The sequence below is a fragment of the Pantoea sp. EKM10T genome, from assembly GCF_011800685.1.
GTDB lineage: Bacteria > Pseudomonadota > Gammaproteobacteria > Enterobacterales > Enterobacteriaceae > Pantoea > Pantoea agglomerans.
This window is the reverse complement of record NZ_JAALEU010000001.1, coordinates 297,848-316,056: the sequence shown is the minus strand read 5'-3', so window position 1 is coordinate 316,056 and position 18,209 is coordinate 297,848. Positions and strand designations below refer to the sequence as shown.

At 59.5% G+C, this 18,209-nt stretch carries 18 protein-coding genes; 12 read left to right on the top strand and 6 right to left on the bottom strand.

What is annotated here, in order from left to right:
• Position 1 precedes the first annotated feature (1 nt).
• The gene (locus HFD95_RS01500; RefSeq protein ID WP_167429743.1) at positions 2-1,369 is read right to left on the bottom strand and encodes an SrfA family protein; all 1,368 of its coding nucleotides are present in this window, start codon (positions 1,367-1,369) and stop codon (positions 2-4) included.
• A 172-nt stretch (positions 1,370-1,541) separates the two neighbouring features.
• Positions 1,542-2,753: a benzoate/H(+) symporter BenE family transporter gene (locus HFD95_RS01495; protein WP_167429742.1), complete on the bottom strand. Its 1,212-nt coding sequence runs from the start codon at positions 2,751-2,753 to the stop codon at positions 1,542-1,544.
• An 84-nt stretch (positions 2,754-2,837) separates the two neighbouring features.
• Here HFD95_RS01495 and HFD95_RS01490 point away from each other — a divergent pair, with 84 nt between their 5' ends.
• From HFD95_RS01490 to HFD95_RS01480, 3 genes are all read left to right on the top strand, one after another.
• Positions 2,838-3,395: a helix-turn-helix domain-containing protein gene (locus HFD95_RS01490; RefSeq protein ID WP_060680161.1), complete on the top strand. Its 558-nt coding sequence runs from the start codon at positions 2,838-2,840 to the stop codon at positions 3,393-3,395.
• 66 nt (positions 3,396-3,461) lie between these two features.
• Complete coding sequence (locus HFD95_RS01485; protein ID WP_167429741.1) at positions 3,462-3,887, top strand: MarR family winged helix-turn-helix transcriptional regulator; 426 nt, start codon at positions 3,462-3,464, stop codon at positions 3,885-3,887.
• A gap of 15 nt (positions 3,888-3,902) precedes the next feature.
• Positions 3,903-4,463 carry an isochorismatase family protein gene (locus HFD95_RS01480; protein WP_167429740.1) on the top strand — a complete coding sequence of 187 codons (561 nt, stop codon included), beginning with the start codon at positions 3,903-3,905 and terminating at the stop codon, positions 4,461-4,463.
• A 13-nt stretch (positions 4,464-4,476) separates the two neighbouring features.
• On the opposite strand, the gene HFD95_RS01475 is transcribed toward HFD95_RS01480, so the two are convergent.
• The 3 genes from HFD95_RS01475 to pqqU all read right to left on the bottom strand — a co-directional run bounded on the left by HFD95_RS01475 (position 4,477) and on the right by pqqU (position 7,823).
• The gene (locus tag HFD95_RS01475) at positions 4,477-4,818 is read right to left on the bottom strand and encodes a contact-dependent growth inhibition system immunity protein (RefSeq protein WP_124889951.1); all 342 of its coding nucleotides are present in this window, start codon (positions 4,816-4,818) and stop codon (positions 4,477-4,479) included.
• Complete coding sequence (locus HFD95_RS01470; RefSeq protein WP_167429739.1) at positions 4,787-5,611, bottom strand: RNase A-like domain-containing protein; 825 nt, start codon at positions 5,609-5,611, stop codon at positions 4,787-4,789. Before HFD95_RS01470 ends, HFD95_RS01475 begins: the two co-directional genes overlap by 32 nt.
• Positions 5,612-5,702: 91 nt before the next feature.
• Entirely contained in the window at positions 5,703-7,823 is a 2,121-nt protein-coding gene (gene pqqU / locus HFD95_RS01465; RefSeq protein WP_181955245.1) for a TonB-dependent receptor PqqU, read from the bottom strand.
• Positions 7,824-7,988: 165 nt separating this feature from the next.
• Here pqqU and HFD95_RS01460 point away from each other — a divergent pair, with 165 nt between their 5' ends.
• Complete coding sequence (locus tag HFD95_RS01460) at positions 7,989-8,879, top strand: NAD(P)-dependent oxidoreductase (RefSeq protein ID WP_071785072.1); 891 nt, start codon at positions 7,989-7,991, stop codon at positions 8,877-8,879.
• On the top strand, positions 8,876-9,655 hold the full coding sequence (locus HFD95_RS01455) for a helix-turn-helix domain-containing protein (protein WP_010245094.1): 780 nt from the start codon (positions 8,876-8,878) through the stop codon (positions 9,653-9,655). Before HFD95_RS01460 ends, HFD95_RS01455 begins: the two co-directional genes overlap by 4 nt.
• Here the strand turns inward: HFD95_RS01455 and leuA are convergent.
• Entirely contained in the window at positions 9,576-11,291 is a 1,716-nt protein-coding gene (gene leuA / locus HFD95_RS01450; RefSeq protein WP_167429738.1) for a 2-isopropylmalate synthase, read from the bottom strand. The genes HFD95_RS01455 and leuA overlap by 80 nt on opposite strands.
• Positions 11,292-11,513: 222 nt before the next feature.
• Between leuA and HFD95_RS01445 the strand changes: the two genes are divergently transcribed.
• The 7 genes from HFD95_RS01445 to pqqF all read left to right on the top strand — a co-directional run bounded on the left by HFD95_RS01445 (position 11,514) and on the right by pqqF (position 18,163).
• Entirely contained in the window at positions 11,514-12,530 is a 1,017-nt protein-coding gene (locus tag HFD95_RS01445) for a dipeptidase (protein ID WP_064691300.1), read from the top strand.
• 143 nt (positions 12,531-12,673) lie between these two features.
• Positions 12,674-12,745, top strand: a complete 72-nt coding sequence (pqqA, locus tag HFD95_RS01440; RefSeq protein WP_010245082.1) for a pyrroloquinoline quinone precursor peptide PqqA — start codon at positions 12,674-12,676, stop codon at positions 12,743-12,745.
• A gap of 54 nt (positions 12,746-12,799) precedes the next feature.
• On the top strand, positions 12,800-13,717 hold the full coding sequence (gene pqqB / locus HFD95_RS01435; protein ID WP_010245077.1) for a pyrroloquinoline quinone biosynthesis protein PqqB: 918 nt from the start codon (positions 12,800-12,802) through the stop codon (positions 13,715-13,717).
• A gap of 3 nt (positions 13,718-13,720) precedes the next feature.
• The gene (gene pqqC / locus HFD95_RS01430; RefSeq protein ID WP_167429737.1) at positions 13,721-14,476 is read left to right on the top strand and encodes a pyrroloquinoline-quinone synthase PqqC; all 756 of its coding nucleotides are present in this window, start codon (positions 13,721-13,723) and stop codon (positions 14,474-14,476) included.
• A gap of 3 nt (positions 14,477-14,479) precedes the next feature.
• Positions 14,480-14,758, top strand: a complete 279-nt coding sequence (gene pqqD / locus HFD95_RS01425) for a pyrroloquinoline quinone biosynthesis peptide chaperone PqqD (RefSeq protein WP_010245072.1) — start codon at positions 14,480-14,482, stop codon at positions 14,756-14,758.
• Positions 14,721-15,887, top strand: coding sequence for a pyrroloquinoline quinone biosynthesis protein PqqE (gene pqqE, locus HFD95_RS01420; RefSeq protein WP_167429736.1), 1,167 nt, complete (start codon positions 14,721-14,723; stop codon positions 15,885-15,887). The genes pqqD and pqqE overlap by 38 nt, the downstream gene beginning before the upstream one ends.
• Positions 15,887-18,163, top strand: a complete 2,277-nt coding sequence (gene pqqF, locus HFD95_RS01415) for a pyrroloquinoline quinone biosynthesis protein PqqF (protein ID WP_167429735.1) — start codon at positions 15,887-15,889, stop codon at positions 18,161-18,163. The genes pqqE and pqqF overlap by 1 nt, the downstream gene beginning before the upstream one ends.
• Positions 18,164-18,209: the final 46 nt, after the last annotated feature.

The following is an 18,209-nucleotide window of genomic DNA, read 5'->3' as shown; positions in this document are numbered from 1 at the left end:
GTTATTTACTCTCACGCTTAATCGTCATCGGGAAGACCCGGTCATCAGCATACTGCGCTTCACACACTGCGGCACCGATACTCGCATGGCAGACCAGCAGCGGCATACGGTAGCGCGAATTGTTCTGGCACTTCGCCGTGTAGCGGCTCTCAATCACCAGGTTACCGGCGCTGGTCATGGCCGCGCTGACATCCGCTTTACAGGTGGTATTGCCCTGGGCGATCTGCACGCTGCCTTTGCCGTTTTTAAACTGGAAGCGCATCACCGGAGGCTTACCGGTTGGCGTCGGCATCTGGTCGATAGTGACACGCCAGCGGCCATCAATCACCCTAACCTGGCCATCGCGCACCGCATCCGGCGTCACGATCAGGTCATCGGGTTTGGCCGGAACCGGCGCCGTCACCGTTGTGGCAAGGGTAGCAGATGCGTCTGCCGGTGCGGTATCGGTGGTGGTGTTGGCCGGTTTCTGCGGCTGCGATTCGGGGAGTTTTTCCGGTGCTGCCTGCTCGGCAGATGGGGTGACAGACGGTGTCGCCGCAACCGGTGCCGGAGTCGCAGCAGGGGCCGGAATGGATACCGTTGCCGGGACTGACGCTGGCTTCCCAGTGGCAACCGGTGTTTTTACGGGTTCAGAACGATGCAGCAACACGGCCACCGTCACGGCAGCAGCAATCGCCACCGGCGGTAACAGATACCAGACGCGGAAACGGCGGCGAGCCGCTACAGGCGTCGCTGGCTGAGCTTCAACGGTGGCCGCAACCGGCAGCGGTTCAGCCACAGGCTCAGGTTCAGGTTCGGGCTCAGCGATCATCACTGGTTCAGCGATGACCGGCGCGGCAGGCAGCTCAGGCAGCGGTTCAACCAGCGCCACCGGCAGGTTCTCTTCCAGCGTGTCACGCAGGCAGGCCAGTGCGTCATCGCGACTGCGCGCCTGGGCATCGACAAAGCCCCAGAAGGTGATGACCGGTTTGCCATCAACCAGATAGACATACTGCTGGTCGGGGAATTGCAGGGTTTTGCTCAGCAGCGCACCAAACAGCCGCATTGATGGGTTCTCAGCTGCGCGCGCGCGCGTACTGAGATCCTGCATATCCTGCTGACAGGCGGTGAGCTGTTGCAGCGCCGCGCGACGTTCATGATCGCTGGCACCCAGCCAGGATTTGACCCGGCCGCTAAAAGGGGCATACCAGTCGAGGCGATCGCCCCGTTCATTGGCCTGAGGAATGGCCAGGCAATCTGCCAGTGCGCTCTGACGGCGCAGGCGCAGGGTTTCACGAATTTGCAATGCTGAGGCGTAGACCGGCTGGCCATTTTCACCTAACGCCAGAACTGCATCTAAATTACCGCTGCGCAGAAAAGTTTTTGCCACCTGTTGGGCCCTTATCGGTCGTTGTCTGAGGCAGAAAATCGCGTGTTATCGACGATTGGGTTGATTTTACGCGGGGCAATGACAAATCAAACGGCAGAAAAAGGGGGTAAATCCACTGTTTTTTTCACCGGCTGACGGAAAAACCACCGCTATTTCAGAGAGTATGACGCAATCAGCCGGATTTGCGCACCAGCAGCAGGTGGGCGATGACGCCGCCCGCCATTCCCCAGAAGGCCGGACCAATGCCCAGCAGCGAAACGCCGGATGCGGTGATCAGAAAGGTGATCAGCGCGCTGTCGCGTTCGGCAGGCAGATCCAGTGCGCGGTGGAGGCTGCCACCCAGTGTGGCAAGGAGTGCCAGACCCGCCAGCGCCTCAATCAGCACCGCAGGCAGGGCACTGAACAGCACGGCGATCAGCGCACCGGACGCGCCCGCCAGCAGATAGAAGATCCCCGCCAGCGCCGCCGCGCGCCAGCGTTGCTGAGGATTTGGGTCGACCTCATCGCTCATGCAGATGGCCGCCGTAATCGCCGCCACGCAGACCGAAAAACCCCCTAATGGGGACAGCAGCAGCGCAATTAATCCGGTCCAGCTCATCAGTGAAGAGACGGGCGGACGGTAGCCGTGCGCCTGTAGCGTGGCGATGCCGGGGGCGTTCTGCGACGCCATCGTCACCAGGAAATAGGGCACGCCGATCCCCAGCAGCGTGGTGAGCGTAAAGTGCGGCATCACGACTTCCGGCATTGTCAGCCTAATCGGCTGCGGCGGAAAGTGAATGGCGTGCTGTGCCAGCGCGACGGCAACACCCACCAGCAGCGTGACCAGAATTGCATAGCGGGCCAGCCAGCGGCGGGCCAGCAGCCAGGCCAGGCACATGCTGCCGCACAGTACAAAGTTACTTTGCAAATCGGCAAAGGTCTGCAGCCCGAAGCGCAGCAGAATACCTGCCAGCATCGCCGCTGCCAGTGAAGCGGGAATGTAGTTCATCAGCCGGGCAAACAGGCCGGTGACGCCGCACAATACGATCAGCAGGTTGGCGAAAACAAAGACGCCTACCGCCTCATTCAGCGAAACGCCGTGAAAACTGGTCGCCAGCAGCGCGGCGCCGGGCGTTGACCAGGCAGCGAGCACCGGCATGCGGTAGCGCAGTGACAGGCCCAGCGAGGCGATCCCCTGCGCAATGCCCAGCACCGACAGCCAGCCGCCAATCTGCGCGGGCGTGGCGCCCGCCGCCTGAAACATCTGATAGATAATCGCGCCACTGCTGCTGTAGCCCACCAGCACAGCCACGAAGCCGGAAACCAGCATCGGCAGGGTAAAACGGGGAGGTTCCGCTCTCGTCATGGTCAGACTCTTTATGAGGTTGTGCGTTATAGCGCACATGGTCGCATGATGCGCTATAACGCACAAGTGTTACACTATTGCCATAACGTCACTCACCAGGATGACGAGAAAGCAGGAGAAAAAATGGCGGATTTTCAGCAACACCTGAGCAGCGCGCTCAGACAGTTGCGGCAGGCCAATGGCTGGAGCCTGACGCTGACGGCGGAGCGAACCGGCGTCAGTAAAGCGATGCTGGGCCAGATTGAGCGCGGCGAATCGAGTCCCACCGTGGCGACGCTGTGGAAGATTGCCACCGGTTTCAACGTTCCCTTTTCCTTTTTTATCGACGGCAGCGTGTTGCCTTCAGGCGCCGCGCCAGGATTCAGTCAGCCCAATGCCGACATGTCGGTACGGTCGCTGCTGCCTTACGATCCGCAACTGCGTTTTGATCTGCTGGCGGTGGAGCTGGCAGCGGGGGCGCAGAGTCATTCTTCGCCCCATGAAGCGGGCTGTGTGGAGCAGGTGGTGGTCATCGAGGGCGAACTATTGCTGGGCGTCGGTGACCTCTGGCGACGTCTGCTCGCCGGGGAGGCATTCCAGTTCAGGGCCGATGTGCTGCACAGCTACCGGAACCCGCTCAGCACGCCGCTGCGCTTCCACAGTCTGATCCATTATCTGCAGCGCCCGGACGTTACAAATTGATACCTGAGCAAACTACACAGTTTACCTTCGTATCTTTATACTTTCGCTTATCGATGGAGACGTGTAATGAGCGATCTGACTGAATCCGCTGCAATGCTGCGCATGCTGGTGGGCAAGCTGGGCCGCCGGTTGCGCGAGTCAGCACCGCCTGGCGAATTAACCTGGTCGCAGGTCGCGGTGCTGGGTCATCTGGTTCGCGATGGGGCGATGACGGTAACGCAACTGGCGGCGGCCGAGGGCGTACGCACCCAGTCAATGGGCGCGACCGTCGCCGGGTTAATGGCGGCGGAACTGGTGACGGGCGAGCCGGATCCCCATGATGGCCGTAAAACCCGCTATCTTCCCACGACGTCCAGCCTGGCGGTGATTACGTCGAGTCGCGCGATGCGCGATGACTGGCTGGTCCGGACGCTGGAAGCGCGACTGAGTCCGGCAGAACAGCAGCAACTGACCGACGTTCTCCCTCTGCTGCAACGACTCACTGACTATTAAATCTGAGGATTCAACATGGCTGTAACCACACTTGATGCAAAAACTGCGCTGATTGTTATCGACCTGCAACATGGCATTGTGGCGCTGCCGCTGGTTCATGAACCGCAGCCGGTGATCGAACGCTGTGCCGGACTGGCTGAGGCGTTTCGCGCGCACGATCTGCCGGTTGTGCTGGTTAACGTGGCTGGTGGGGCGCCGGGCCGCAATGAGCAGGCACGTCACAGCGGCGAATTGCCCGCCGACTGGGCCACGCTGGTTCCGGCGATGACCCCACAGCAGAATGACCTTACGGTCACCAAGAAAACCTGGGGTGCGTTTCACGCCACGGCGTTGCACGATGAGCTGCAAAAGCGCGGCATTACTCAGGTAGTGATTTGTGGTATCGCGACCAGTATCGGCGTGGAATCCACCGCACGACAGGCGTATGAGCTGGGTTACAACGTCACGCTGGCGACCGATGCGATGACCGATCTCAACCTCGATACGCACAAAAATAGCGTGAACCTGATCTTCCCGCGCCTGGGTGAAACCGGCAGCTGTGAGGATATTAAGGCGCAGCTGAATTCGCGCGCATGATTGGCGTGTGACGTTAAGCGTCGGGCCACCGCGACGGTGGCCCGTTGAGGGCAGCCACAGCTCTTATCAAAAAACTGCGCCACGTTTCTCCCCAGGGGGCCGGACGAAACTCTTCACCAGCAATCGCTGACATAATGACATTCAAATCATCATCCTCATTCTGAAGCAGGATGTTTATTTCATTCCGCGCTTCGATAACAGGCATGTCATGATCAATATAGCTCTGAAGCATTTCTTCGAGGGTATTGCCAAAGTCGTCATGGTGGCAGCTTAAAAACAATCTTAACATGCCGGTTAGCGCCGGGTATTGTTTCTCGGGTTTATCACCCCATCCACGGATAAGACGTGAGAACATAGTAAGGTTTCCCGTTATAAGTTTGCTTAAGCAGCACCACTCGCACAGCGTAACAGGTTTCTTTTGCCGCTTTACCCTGCCTGAATCCATAACCCACAGCAGCCCTGCTACGATATACCAGTTCCAGAGGACTGGCGTTATTTCCCCAGTTCGCCCAATGAATGATCCGTAGTCGGTTAGCTTTCAGGGCTGAGCTGATCGCTTTTTCTGCAATCTGAACTGAATAATATGATGATACTGAGTGCATATTTGGGCTGAGGGCCAGCCTGGCGAGTAAATCATTATCAGAAATTGCGACGTGCTTAGCAATGGTGTGGCCGCCAGCCCTTACTGAGCTGACAGCCTCATGCTCAGCAATTTTAAACGTCCCCGCCCGGACGTATACAACACGGGCTGCACTAACAGTAAGTCCAAAGGCAGCTGGAACACCCACATCTATGGCCAGACCGATATTCCATGCTGCTGTGTCGTCAGCGCCAAATTTCTTTGCGAGAGCAACAGCCGTCTGGTAGGTGGCAGTTCGGGTATTCTGGCCGGTCAGCACCCGGTTAGCTGCAGCATTAATGCTATCCATACTGTGAGCACCAACGACAATACATGCTGCCTTGGTTATCCAGGTGGGTTCGGGAGCCATACACAATGCGGTTGCACCAGCCAACTCCAGACTACCCATGAGCAGGTCAAGACCACCCATAAGACGGTTGCTCATTCCCTCGGATTCAGTAACTGACTTATCGGAAAGCACCGCAGCAAGATGTACCGGAGACATTGCAATTTGTAGCTCGTTGTCCATAACAATCAATCCTTAAAAGAAATTCAATTCGCGCGCCTGATTCGCGTGTGAAGGTAATATCCGGGCCACCACAGCCGTGGCCCGAATTGTTTTAGCGGAAGGCGTAACCCAGCGTTAAACCGACGCTGTAATTGCGGCCCGGCGCGGATTCGAAGTAGCGTCCATTACTCTCATTCACAATCACTGAACCCACATAGTGCCGGTCAAACAGGTTATCGACCCGGCCAAACAGATCCAGTGTCCAGTTCTCAACCAGCCACTTATAGCCACTGTTAACCGCTGCAACGGTGTAGGACGGGGTGTTCACGCTATTCTGATCTTCAGCGGCGATCTGGCTCAGATAACGTACCTCACTGCCTGCATAAAAGCCCTGTTCCGGCAGATAACCGAGTCCGGCGTAAGCCATGTTACGGGCAATACCAGGAATGCGGTTGCCGTCACAGCTGTCGCTGCCGCAGGCGTTAGTGCGATAGCGCGCATCCAGCAGGGTGTAGGCCATCTTCAGCCGCCAGTCCCAGGCAAACTGCTGATCCAGGCTTAACTCCAGACCGCGACGGCGGGTCTGACCGGCATTTTTATAGGTAGTGCGTCCGCCACTGCTGGCATCCGCCACAATCTCATCCTGGGTATCGGTCTGGAACAACGCCGCGCTGATCAAGCCATTGCCGATGCGTTTCTTACTACCAATCTCCAGCGTATCGCTGGTGGCCGGTTTCAGCCCCAGATTCAGACCGGTCGCGCCGTCTGAACGGTAAGAGAGCTCATTAATGGTCGGGGTTTCAAAGCCGCGACCGGCGGAGATCCACGCGTTCCAGCCTGGGTCAAAGGCATACTTCAGTGCCGCAGCGGGCAGCCATTTGTGATAGCGCGCATCACCGCTGTCGTCGCCGTTACCAGGCTGAATATAGAAGTCATTAGAGTCAAAGTTAACGGTGCTGAACCGCACACCCGCATCCAGCGACAGCTTATCGGTCAGTTGCCAGGCGGTCTGCAGATAGGGATCGAGCGTCCACATCAGGTTGCGCTCGTTGCGGCGCAGATTGCCCTGTTCGCCCAGCTGTGTCACCCCGTTGCTGACCGTGAAGTTTTCATAGCCCTTGCGGCGCTCGGTCATGGTTTCGTAGTCGAGTCCGCCGGTCAGCGCCACCGGAATAGACAGCAGCGTGTCGCGATGGGTCCAGCGGGTATCGACGCCCTGATAGTGGCGGGTCAGGGCGATCACGCCACCGGGATGAGACGGGTTGCGCTGCACGGCTGCGGGGATCGACTGGAACTGGGTAGTTTCGCGCATGCCCGCATAGAGCATCACGCTGAGGTCGTCATTTTCACTCATCTGGCGCTGATAACGCAGGCCGCCCTGAGTCTGATCGACAGTCTTACGGGTGTTATAAAGCGGGACGTTGCTGACCACCTGACGTGGATTCTCACGCCACTGCGTCTCGGTTAAGCCGCCGGGATCCTGCGCGTCAATGTGAACGCTGTTAAACAGCAGCGTCAGGGTGCTGACATCATCAATACGCACGCCCAGTCGGGCGTTGCCAAGGTTCTTCTGCGCAGCGCTGTGATCACGATAGCCATGAGTGGTGAAGCGGGAGGCGGAGACGGTGTAGTTCACATCCCCGGCATGGCTGCCGTCACCGGTCGCGCCGCTGGCTTTGACGCTGTTTCGCCAGCTGCCGTAGCTGCCGTACCAGCTGCTGGCTTCAAGCGTGGTCGGCTGTTGTCCTTGCTGGGTAGTGACATTGATTACGCCACCCGAAGCGTTGCCATACAGCGCAGAAAACGGGCCGCGCAGTACCTCAACATGATCAATCGAGCCGATATCGATATTGGAGGTCTGCGCCTGACCATCCGGCATGGTGGCCGGGATGCCATCCACATAGATGCGCAGCCCGCGTACGCCGTAGGTTGAGCGGGAGCCAAAGCCACGCATCGACAGCTGCAGGTCCTGTGCGTAATTTTGCCTGTTCTGGATCTGCAGACCTGGCACGCTGCTGAGGTTTTCCGACAGGTTAACGCGCGGCGCTGCCTGGCGCATATCGTCACCACTGACCACGCTCAGGGCCGCAGGCGTATCAAGTTCGTTAAGGCCCGTTTCCGGCGGTGCAGCCGTGACGACCAGGGTATTGTCATTATCCGCCGCCAGCAGCGGCAGTGGCAAAATGGCAGGCAACATCAACAGCGTCGCCTGGCGCAGAGAGATTATTTTCATTATATGTGGCCTGAAAAAAGAGAGGATATGAACCAGGTGGAACAATTTCCGCATATGGTAAGGGTTTGATGCGCTGGGGTACATCGTTTCGGGCTGGATTTTTTCTCTGTTTACCGCCAGGCTGGAATCCATCTTTTGCAGTGATATGGCGTCCGATTCACCCGGATGCAGACAAAAAAACTCACGGGAGTCAGCATGAAACAACCTGAAGTGGCGGTTCTGGGATTAGGCGCAATGGGGCACGCATTTGCCGCCAACCTGCTGAAAAAAGGCTTTCACGTTCATGGCTGGAACCGCACCCGCGCGCGCGGCGAAGATCTGCTGGATGCGGGTTTGCAGCTGGCTGACTCGCCAGCTGAGGCGGTGCGTGAAGCAGATGTCGTGATCGCCATGCTGTCTGATGGCGACACCACTGAGCAGGTGCTGCATCAGGTCAAAGAGGCGTTTAAGCAGGGCGCGACGCTCTGCCAGATGGGCACCATCGGCGTAGAAAAAACCGACGCGCTGATCGCCTTTTTCGCAGAAAAACGCCCCGATTTGTTACTGATCGATGCGCCAGTCTCCGGCACCAAAGCACCAGCAGAGAATGCGCAGATTCTGGTGCTGGCCAGCGGCGATCAGAGCCGGGCGCAGGCCGCAGAAGCGGTATTTGCTGCCATCAGTAAAGGCACTCAGTGGCTGGGCGAGGCGGGAAAAAGCACCCGGATGAAGCTGGTGATCAACAGCTGGCTGATTGGCATGATGCAAAGCCTGGCGGAGAGTACCCGGCTGGCAGAGCAGTTCGGCTTTTCCACCGACGATCTCTGGCAGGTGCTGGAGGGCGGTCCGCTGGCCGCACCGTATGCGAAAATGAAGCTCGGGATGATCGCCAGCGACGACTTCACGCCGCAGATGCATCTGGTCTGGGCGCTGAAAGATGCCCGCCTGGCGCTGGATGCCGCAGAGACGCCGCTGCCGGCGCTGGAGAATATCGCCCAGCTCTGGCAGCAGGCGGTGGAGGCCGGACACGGTGAAGAGGATCTGGCGGTGATCTACCGCTATCTGAAGGCGCAATGAGTCAGCAGCATTTTGACTTCAGCACGCGTCCGCTGGTGCCGCTTGCGCACGATTATCTGCACGGTGCCAGCGAACCCTGGCACCAGCACGCCTGTGCCCAGCTGATCCACACCCTGAGCGGCGTGGTAAGGGTAGAGACGGAGTATGGCAGCTGGATTGTGCCGCCGAGTCGCGGCGTCTGGCTGCCCGCATTTACCCGTCATGCGCTGCAGATTACCGGCAGTGTGGCGGCGCGCACGCTGTTTATCGATCCGCTGGCGCGCGCCGATCTGCCCGCCAGTTGTCAGGTGGTGCAAATCTCACCGCTGCTGCGCGAGCTGATTGTCACGGCGCTGAGCCTGCCAGAGCGTTACGCCGCAGGCAGTCGGGCCGAGCGGGTGATGGAGTTAATTCTGGATGAGATTCGGGGCATGGATGTGCTGCCCTTTGCGCTGCCAACGCCCGACAGTCCCCGTTTACAGGCGCTGTGCGAGCTGATTCAGCAGACGCCCGGTGAGAGCTGGACGCTGCTGCGGGCCAGTGCCCACCTGAATGTCTCGGGCCGCACTCTGGCCCGCCATTTTATGCGCGAAACCGGCCTGCAGTTCAGCGACTGGGTGCGGCGCGCCCGACTGGCTATCGCCCTGACGCGACTGGCTCAGGGCGACTCCGTGCTGCGGGTGGCGCTGGAACTGGGCTATGAAAGCCCCAGCGCGTTTAGTGCGATGTTTCGTCGTCTGCTGGGCGTGTCTCCGACTGACTATTTTCCGCCTGCAGAAACTGGCCTGCCGCGCTGAGCAGCGCCTGCAGGGCGGCGCGGGCGGTGTCATTGTCGATACTCACTCCCCAGGCTCGCGCGCCACGGGCATCCACGCAGCTGATATAGGCCACCGAGCGGCTGTCACTGCGTCGTCCCAGCGTATGCTCGTGATAGTCCTCAATGGTCAGATGCAGATCAAACGCGCTGCGCAGGGCATTGACCGCCGCCGACAGCCAGCCGTTGCCGCTGCCGGTCAGCGTCAGCGATTGCGTCTGATACACCACGCTGGCGCTAATCTGCGTCTGCCCGCCGCTGTCACTCTGGCTGTCAGCCCGCTGTAATGCCACCGCGGGCTGCGTTACGCCATACTGGCGGCAGAAGAGCTGCCACAGCGCGTAGTGCGTCATCTCTCCGCCGTGCCGGTCAGTCTCCTGCTGAACACAGCGGCTGAAATCCTGCTGCAGCGCTCGCGGCATTTGTAACCCGTGATTCTGCTCCAGCAGCCAGGCGGCCCCGCTTTTTCCCGACTGGCTGTTAACGCGGATCACCGCCTCATAGCTGCAGCCAATGTCGGCCGGGTCCAGCGGCAGGTAAGGCATCTGCCATTCTGTCTCCTGCTGCTGAGCGCGGATGGCAAACCCTTTTTTAATTGCATCCTGATGAGAACCAGAGAAGGCGGTGAAGACCAGCTCGCCCGCATAGGGATGGCGCGGATGAACCGGCAGCTGGTTGCAGCGGGTTACCACTTCAATCACCTCATGCATCTGGCTGAAATCGAGCTGGGGCGAAACGCCCTGGGTATAGAGATTCAGCGCCAGCGTCACCAGATCCACATTGCCGGTGCGTTCACCGTTACCAAACAGACAGCCCTCGACCCGGTCAGCGCCCGCCAGCAGCGCCAGTTCTGCGCAGGCAACGCCGGTGCCGCGATCGTTGTGCGGATGCACGCTGATGCAGACGGCATCACGGCGGCTGAAGTGACGGCAGAAAAACTCAATCTGATCGGCATAAACGTTGGGTGTGTTCACCTCCACCGTGGCGGGAAGGTTAATGATCATCGGGTGTTGCGCGTCCGGTTGCCAGACATCGGCTACCGCCTCGCAGATCTCCAGCACAAACTCCGGCTCGGTAAAACAGAAGGTCTCTGGCGAATATTCAAAGGTCCAGTAGGTTTCCGGCTGGGCCTCGCATTCGGCGCGGATCTGCCGTGCACCAGCGGTGGCCAGCGCCACGATTTCCGCTTTGCTCTGCTTAAATACCCGCTCGCGAAACAGCGGCGCGGTGGCGTTATAGAGATGCACGATGGCGCGCGGGACGCCCCGCAGCGCCACAAACGTGCGGGCAATCAGGTCCTCCCGCGCCTGAGTCAGCACCTGTAACGTCACATCCTCCGGGATACGCTGCTGCTCAATCAGGTCACGGACGAAATCGAAATCCGTCTGCGACGCAGAGGGAAAGGCGACCTCAATCTCCCGGAACCCGCAGCGCAGCAGCAGATCCCAGAAGGCCATTTTGCGTTCCCGATCCATCGGTTCTGCCAGCGCCTGATTGCCGTCACGCAAATCGGTGGAGAGCCAGCGCGGCGCCTGGGTCAGCTGGCGTGAGGGCCACTGGCGATCGGGCAGGGTGATCAGCGGGGAGGGACGATATTTATCAGCGGGTCGGGTCAGCATAAGAGTCTCCTGTGGTTTTTTTATCAGTCTGCCGACACGCCTCCGGGTCCGCGCGCGCAGGGCTGACAACCTGACGCGCAAAAGTGACAATACCCTGCATGACCTGCATGACCTGCATGACCTGCATGACCTGCATGACCTGCGTGGCCCTGCGTGCGCTCTGGTTTGGTGAATCCGCCGGGCAGGGTTAGCATGGTCGCCTGTTTATTCGGGTGGACTCTTATGCTGATTTTTGACGGTCACAACGATCTGTTGCTTAATCTCTGGCTGCATCATCGTGATGCGCCCGCGCAGGCGTTTTATCAGGGGATTGAACAGGGCCACCTCGATTTTCCGCGCATTCAGCAGGGCGGGCTCGGCGGCGGGCTGTTTGCAATCTTTGTGCCTCCGCAGGAGTACATTGCCCGCACCGTTCCGGCACGTGCCGACGAGCCGTTTCAACCGCTTAAGATCATGTGGCAACAGCTTGAGCTTCTGCAGCAGCTGGCCGATGCATCAGGCGGGCGGGCGCGACTCTGCCGCAGCCATGACGAAATTGCCGCCTGCCGCGCCGCAGGCGTACTGGCGATGGTGGCACACATCGAAGGTGCTGATGCGCTGGATGAGGAGGGCGAGCAGCTGCACGCCTTCTGGCAGGCGGGAGTGCGCAGCATCGGGCCATTCTGGAATCTGGCCAGCCGCTTTGGTGAAGGCGTCAGCGGCACCTTTCCCGGCTCGCCCGACACCGGGCCAGGCCTGACCCGCGCCGGAGAGAGGCTGATTCAGCAGGCGAGTGACCTGAAGATGATGATTGACGTGTCGCATATGAACGCAAAAGCCTTTTGGGACACCGCCCGGCTTTCCAGCGCGCCGCTGGTCGCCAGCCACTCCAACGCGCATGCTCTCTGTCCGCAGCCGCGTAATCTGACGGATGACCAACTGGTGGCAATCCGCGACAGCGGCGGTCTGGTCGGCATTAATTTCGGCAACGCTTTTCTGCGCGCCGACGGTAAACGCGACGCTGACACGCCATTAACAGAAATTGTTAAGCATTGTGATCACTTGTTGAAGATAATGGGCAGCGACCATGTAGCCTTTGGCTCTGATTTCGACGGGATTACCCCACCGGCTGCGCTGGGCGATGTCAGCGGATTGCCGCGATTGCTCGCCGCTTTTCAGGAAGCGGGCTATGATCAGACACTGACAGAGAAACTGGCATGGGGAAACTGGCAGCGGGTTTTACATCTGACCGGGCTGTGATAACAATTTCCTGATGTTCCGGGCTTGATCCCGACGCGCCATTGGCGCAACATCTGCCTGGAAATTGTGACGGCGGTCTCATTCAATGCCGGTCACACTGATTTCAGGCAGCTCATTTACTGTTAACCAAGAGGAAGTAACTCATGTGGAAAAAACCAACTTTCGTTGATATGCGTCTCGGTCTGGAAGTGACTCTCTACATCTCCAACCGTTAATCGTTCTGCCCGCCCTCTGAGCGGGCATTTTTTTTCAACTTCTGGTTTTCCTCTATGTTTATCAAAATCCTCGGTTCAGCCGCGGGCGGCGGGTTTCCGCAGTGGAACTGTAACTGCGCCAACTGCCACGGCGTGCGTAACGGCACGATCCAGGCCCAGGCACGCACGCAATCGTCGATTATCCTCAGCGATAACGGCGAAGATTGGGTGTTATGCAACGCTTCACCCGACATCAGCCAGCAGATCCTGCATACGCCAGAACTGACCCGCAAAGGGGTGTTACGCGGCACGGCGATCGGCGCGATTATCCTTACCGACAGCCAGATCGATCACACCACCGGGCTGCTGAGCCTGCGTGAGGGCTGTCCGCATCAGGTGTGGTGCACGCCGGAAGTGCATGGTGACCTCAGCACCGGCTTCCCGATCTTTCCTATGCTCACCCACTGGAATGGAGGCTTACAGCACCGTCCCATTGCGCCACTGACGCCGTTCAGCGTCGATGTCTGTGGTGATCTACAGTTCACCGCGATTCCGATTATCAGTAATGCACCGCCTTACTCGCCGTATCGCGACCGGCCGCTGCCGGGCCATAACGTGGCGCTGTTTATTGAAAACCGCGCGAATGGCCAGACGCTGCTTTACGCGCCAGGCCTGGGCGAGCCGGATGCGGTGATCCTGCCGTGGCTGCAAAAAGCGGATTGCCTGCTGATTGATGGTACCGTCTGGCAGGATGATGAGCTGCTGACTACTGGCGTGGGTCATAACACCGGCAAGGCGATGGGCCATCTGGCGCTGGCGGAAGAGCAGGGGCTGATGGCACTGCTGGCGTCGCTGCCGGCAAAACGCAAAATTCTGATCCACATTAACAACACCAATCCGATCCTTAACGAGCAGTCACCGCAGCGTCAGTTTCTGACGGAGCAGGGAATAGAGGTGAGCTGGGACGGAATGGCGATCCACCTTCAGGGCTAAAACATGCAGATCACTGACACGCTGTCGCCGCAGGCTTTTGAACAGGTCCTGCGCGACAAAGGCGCTTACTACCATATCCATCACCCGTATCACATCGCGATGCATAACGGTCAGGCCACGCGCGAGCAGATTCAGGGCTGGGTGGCGAATCGTTTCTATTACCAGACCACCATTCCCCTGAAAGATGCGGCGATCATGGCCAACTGCCCCGATCCGGCTACCCGCCGTAAGTGGGTGCAGCGCATCCTCGACCACGACGGCAGCAACGGCGAAGAGGGCGGCATTGAGGCCTGGCTGCGGCTGGGCGAGGCGGTCGGGCTGACGCGCGAAGAACTACTTTCAGAGCAGCATGTGCTGCCGGGCGTGCGGTTTGCGGTGGATGCTTATATTAACTTTGCCCGCCGTGCCAACTGGCAGGAGGCGGCCTGCAGCTCACTCACCGAGCTGTTCGCCCCGCAGATCCACCAGTCACGGCTCGACAGCTGGCCGCAGCACTATCCGTGGATCAAAGAAGAGGGCTATTTCTACTTCCGCAGTCGCCTGGGTCAGGCGAACCGCGATGTGGAACATGGCCTGGCGCTGGCGCTGGAATATTTCACCACCGCTGAGACGCAGAACCGCATGCTGGAAATTTTGCAGTTTAAGCTCGATATTTTATGGAGCATGCTGGACGCCATGACCATGGCATACGAGCTGAAACGTCCGCCTTATCACACCGTGACTGAAAAAGCGGCGTGGCACACCACCCGACTGGTATAACAGATGAATGAAAACTCGATTGCCGCGTTTCGTCGCGGCTACCGCATGCAGTGGGAAGCCGCTCAGGATACCCATGTGGTGCTCTATCCCGAAGGCATGGCGAAGCTGAACGAAACCGCCGCCGCCATCCTTGAGCTGGTGGATGGCAAGCAGGATATCGCCGCGATTATCGCAACGCTGGATAGCCGTTTTCCGGAAGCGGGCGGCGTGGGTGCAGATGTTTTAGAGTTCCTGCAATCAGCCTATGAACAGAAGTGGATACAGTTCCGTGACCCCGCATAAACCTGACGTGAATCCGCCGCTCTGGCTGCTTGCCGAGCTGACCTATCGCTGTCCGCTGCAGTGTCCCTACTGCTCCAACCCGCTGGATTTCGCCCAGCAGGAGAAGGAGCTGACCACCGAACAGTGGATTGAGGTGTTTCGTCAGGCGCGGGCGATGGGCAGCGTGCAGCTCGGATTCTCCGGCGGCGAGCCGCTGGTCCGTAAAGATCTGCCGGAGCTGATCAAAGCGGCGCGCGACCTTGGCTTCTACACCAACCTGATCACCTCGGGCATCGGCCTGACGGAGAAGAAGCTGGATGCGTTCAGCGAGGCGGGGCTGGATCATATCCAGATCAGCTTCCAGGCGAGTGACGAAACCCTGAATGCGGCGCTGGCCGGTTCGAAAAAAGCGTTTCAGCAGAAGCTGGAGATGGCGAAAGCGGTGAAAGCCCACGGCTATCCGATGGTGCTGAACTTTGTACTGCATCGCCATAACATCGACCAGATCGACAGGATCATCGATCTCTGCATTGAGCTGGACGCGGATGACGTGGAACTGGCGACCTGTCAGTTCTACGGCTGGGCGCAGCTCAACCGCGAAGGTCTGCTGCCCACCCGCGAGCAGATCGCCCGCGCAGAGGCGGTGGTGAAAACCTACCGCGAGCGGATGAGCACCACCGGCAATCTGACCAATCTGCTGTTTGTGACGCCAGACTACTACGAAGAGCGCCCTAAGCCCTGCATGGGTGGCTGGGGCGCCATCTTCCTCAGCGTTACGCCAGAGGGCACCGCGCTGCCGTGCCACAGTGCGCGTCAGCTCCCGATAGAATTTCCCTCAGTGCTGACGCAAAGTCTGGACGATATCTGGTATAACTCATTCGGCTTCAACCGTTATCGCGGTTTTGAATGGATGCCAGAGCCATGCCGCTCCTGTGATGAGAAAGAGAAAGATTTTGGCGGCTGTCGCTGTCAGGCTTACATGCTGACCGGCAATGCCGACAACACCGATCCGGTTTGCAGCAAATCACCGCATCACGGCAAAATCCTTGACGCCCGGCGTGAGGCGGATTGCAGCGACATTAAAATTGGTCAGCTGCAGTTCCGTAACCGCAGCAACTCACAACTGATCTATAAAACACGGAACCTCTGATGAAAACGCGTTGCCTGGAGATAAACGGTCTGACGGTTGAACTGGTGCATCAGCCCGATGCCAGCCAGGCCGCCGCCCTGATTCAGGTGGGCGCGGGGAGTCACGACGAACCCGATCGCTGGCCCGGACTGGCGCATTTGCTGGAACATCTGCTGTTCACCGGCAGCACCGGCTGGCCTGATGAGGGCCGGTTGATGAGCTGGATTCAGACGCAGGGTGGCAGGGTTAATGCCACCACGCTGGCCCGGCGCAGCGCGTTCTTTTTTGAGGTTACGCCGTCGCTGCTGGCTGACGGGCTGGCGCGGCTGCAGGATATGGTCTGCCATCCGCTGCTTGATAATCAGGCAATCGGTCAGGAAGTGGCGGTGATTGATGCGGAATATCAGCTATTGCAGCGTCATCAGCCGTCACGCATTGAAGCGGCACTGCTGCACGCCGCCGCGTCACCTGCGGAATTCCACCGGTTCCATATTGGCAGCCGGGCGAGTTTTGGCGATGAGCTCTCTGCACTACAGCGGGCCCTGCGCCAGTTCCACCAGCGCTACTACTTCGCCAGCAATATGCGGCTCTGGCTGCAGGGGCCGCACTCACTGGATGAGCTGGAACAGCTGGCGCGTAACGTTGCTGCCGCGCTGCCCTCCGGTCAGTGGCGACAGGATCTGCCACCGCCGCAGCTGAACAGCGATACCTGCTGGCAGCTGGCAGAGACCGCACCTGGGGCGCTATGGCGCAGCTGGATACTGGATAACAGTGACGGTGTCACGTTATGGCGTGAATTTCTGCTGGATGAAGCACCCGGATCGCTGCTGGCTACCCTTCGTGAGCAGGGGCTGGCGGAGTCGCTGGAGCTGAAGTGGATCTATCAGGCGGGAGGCGCGCTCTGGCTGGCGCTGGGCGTTGAAACGCATCAACCCGAAATCGTTAATGTCTTGATCGACCGTAATCTGGATGCACTGCGCCACACGAATAAGCCACAACATCAACACTACCACCAGCTGGCGCAGCAGCGATTCGTGACGCTGTCACCGATGGAGCAGTTACGCCAGCGCGCAATCGGCTTTGCGCCAGATGAAGCCGTGCCTGCGTTACAGCCGCTGCTGGCGCGTCTCACCGACGCGCCGGGCACGCTGCTGTTCTGCACGTCGCACCCGGCTGAGGAAACCCTTCAGACGCAGGGATTCAGCCTTGCGCTGACCGCCTGGCAACCAGCCCCGTCTGAGGCGCTACCTCCGGCGAATTTCACATTCTACCCGTTCGAGACCGCCTTAACGTCTGAGCCGCTGCCCGCACAGGCGGTGGCATTGCCGCATCATCAGCCTGATGACCTGCAGGCGACGCTGATCCTGCGACCAGAGTTCTGGTCAACGTTCACCGAAGCGACAGGCGAAGCGCTGGGACGGCGGTTACGTCCGCTGTTTGCTGCGTTGCGTCATCAGGGCGGCAACGGCAGCTGGCAGGAAGTGGAGGGCGTGTGGCAACTGACGCTACAACTGACGCCGGATGAGGCGGTGGCTGACCGGGCGCTGAGCCAGATCGTCGCCGCACTGACGCTGCCGGTTGAGGCGGCGCAGCCTTCTTCGGGAGAAAGCATCGCGATTCGTGCACTGTTGCGGCAGTTGCCCTGGCAGCTGGCCGCCACCATTACGCCACATTGCTGGCGGGCGGCGCTGAAAGGCGGCAACGCGGCACTGCATTCACTGATTGCCCGGCGGCTGAGCGCACTGTCGCTACCGGTTAACCCTGACACGCCGCCAAAGCGCATGACGACGCAAACCGGTATGACGCGCCTGCCACACAGCAGCGCGGACAATGCTCTGCTGCTGTTTATCCCGCTGCATCGACCTGAACAGCTGGCGGCGCTTCGCGCGCTGGCGCTGATCTACGAGCCGCGCTTTTTCCAGCGCTATCGCGTTGAGCAGCCTATCGGTTATGTGGTGAGCAGCCGCTATATGCGCTGTGCCGATGAAGATGGGGTGCTGTTTGCGCTGCAGTCGCCCGATTACAGCGCGCTGTCACTGCTGCGCTACTGCCGCAACTTCCTGCGGTCACTGAACGAGACGCTGGCGGGTTACGATCTGGCGGCACTGAAAGCGCGTCTTCTGAGCCGGGAAGTGGATCAGCCACTGGCGTGCTTACGCGCTGACAATGGCCTGGCAGAACCGGATGCGGCGCAGATTGAGGCGCTGACACTTGCGGATCTGCAACAGCTTCACCGCACGCTGATTCAGGATCGCCGCCGCTGGCGGGTGCTGTTCACCGGCGGCGAGAATGTGTAGCGCCCGGTATAAAGTTGCTGAATTTATTTGAAAATTACCGACAAAT

What these genes read in the sequence shown, in the direction of transcription:
- HFD95_RS01495 (WP_167429742.1), bottom strand. Translation starts at nt 2,753, where the DNA reads ATGTGCGCTATAACGCACAACCTCATAAAGAGTCTGACCATGACGAGA.
- HFD95_RS01490 (WP_060680161.1), top strand. Translation starts at nt 2,838, where the DNA reads ATGGCGGATTTTCAGCAACACCTGAGCAGCGCGCTCAGACAGTTGCGG.
- HFD95_RS01485 (WP_167429741.1), top strand. Translation starts at nt 3,462, where the DNA reads ATGAGCGATCTGACTGAATCCGCTGCAATGCTGCGCATGCTGGTGGGC.
- HFD95_RS01480 (WP_167429740.1), top strand. Translation starts at nt 3,903, where the DNA reads ATGGCTGTAACCACACTTGATGCAAAAACTGCGCTGATTGTTATCGAC.
- HFD95_RS01475 (WP_124889951.1), bottom strand. Translation starts at nt 4,818, where the DNA reads ATGTTCTCACGTCTTATCCGTGGATGGGGTGATAAACCCGAGAAACAA.
- HFD95_RS01470 (WP_167429739.1), bottom strand. Translation starts at nt 5,611, where the DNA reads ATGGACAACGAGCTACAAATTGCAATGTCTCCGGTACATCTTGCTGCG.
- pqqU (WP_181955245.1), bottom strand. Translation starts at nt 7,823, where the DNA reads ATGAAAATAATCTCTCTGCGCCAGGCGACGCTGTTGATGTTGCCTGCC.
- HFD95_RS01460 (WP_071785072.1), top strand. Translation starts at nt 7,989, where the DNA reads ATGCAGACAAAAAAACTCACGGGAGTCAGCATGAAACAACCTGAAGTG.
- HFD95_RS01455 (WP_010245094.1), top strand. Translation starts at nt 8,876, where the DNA reads ATGAGTCAGCAGCATTTTGACTTCAGCACGCGTCCGCTGGTGCCGCTT.
- leuA (WP_167429738.1), bottom strand. Translation starts at nt 11,291, where the DNA reads ATGCTGACCCGACCCGCTGATAAATATCGTCCCTCCCCGCTGATCACC.
- HFD95_RS01445 (WP_064691300.1), top strand. Translation starts at nt 11,514, where the DNA reads ATGCTGATTTTTGACGGTCACAACGATCTGTTGCTTAATCTCTGGCTG.
- pqqB (WP_010245077.1), top strand. Translation starts at nt 12,800, where the DNA reads ATGTTTATCAAAATCCTCGGTTCAGCCGCGGGCGGCGGGTTTCCGCAG.
- pqqC (WP_167429737.1), top strand. Translation starts at nt 13,721, where the DNA reads ATGCAGATCACTGACACGCTGTCGCCGCAGGCTTTTGAACAGGTCCTG.
- pqqD (WP_010245072.1), top strand. Translation starts at nt 14,480, where the DNA reads ATGAATGAAAACTCGATTGCCGCGTTTCGTCGCGGCTACCGCATGCAG.
- pqqE (WP_167429736.1), top strand. Translation starts at nt 14,721, where the DNA reads ATGAACAGAAGTGGATACAGTTCCGTGACCCCGCATAAACCTGACGTG.
- pqqF (WP_167429735.1), top strand. Translation starts at nt 15,887, where the DNA reads ATGAAAACGCGTTGCCTGGAGATAAACGGTCTGACGGTTGAACTGGTG.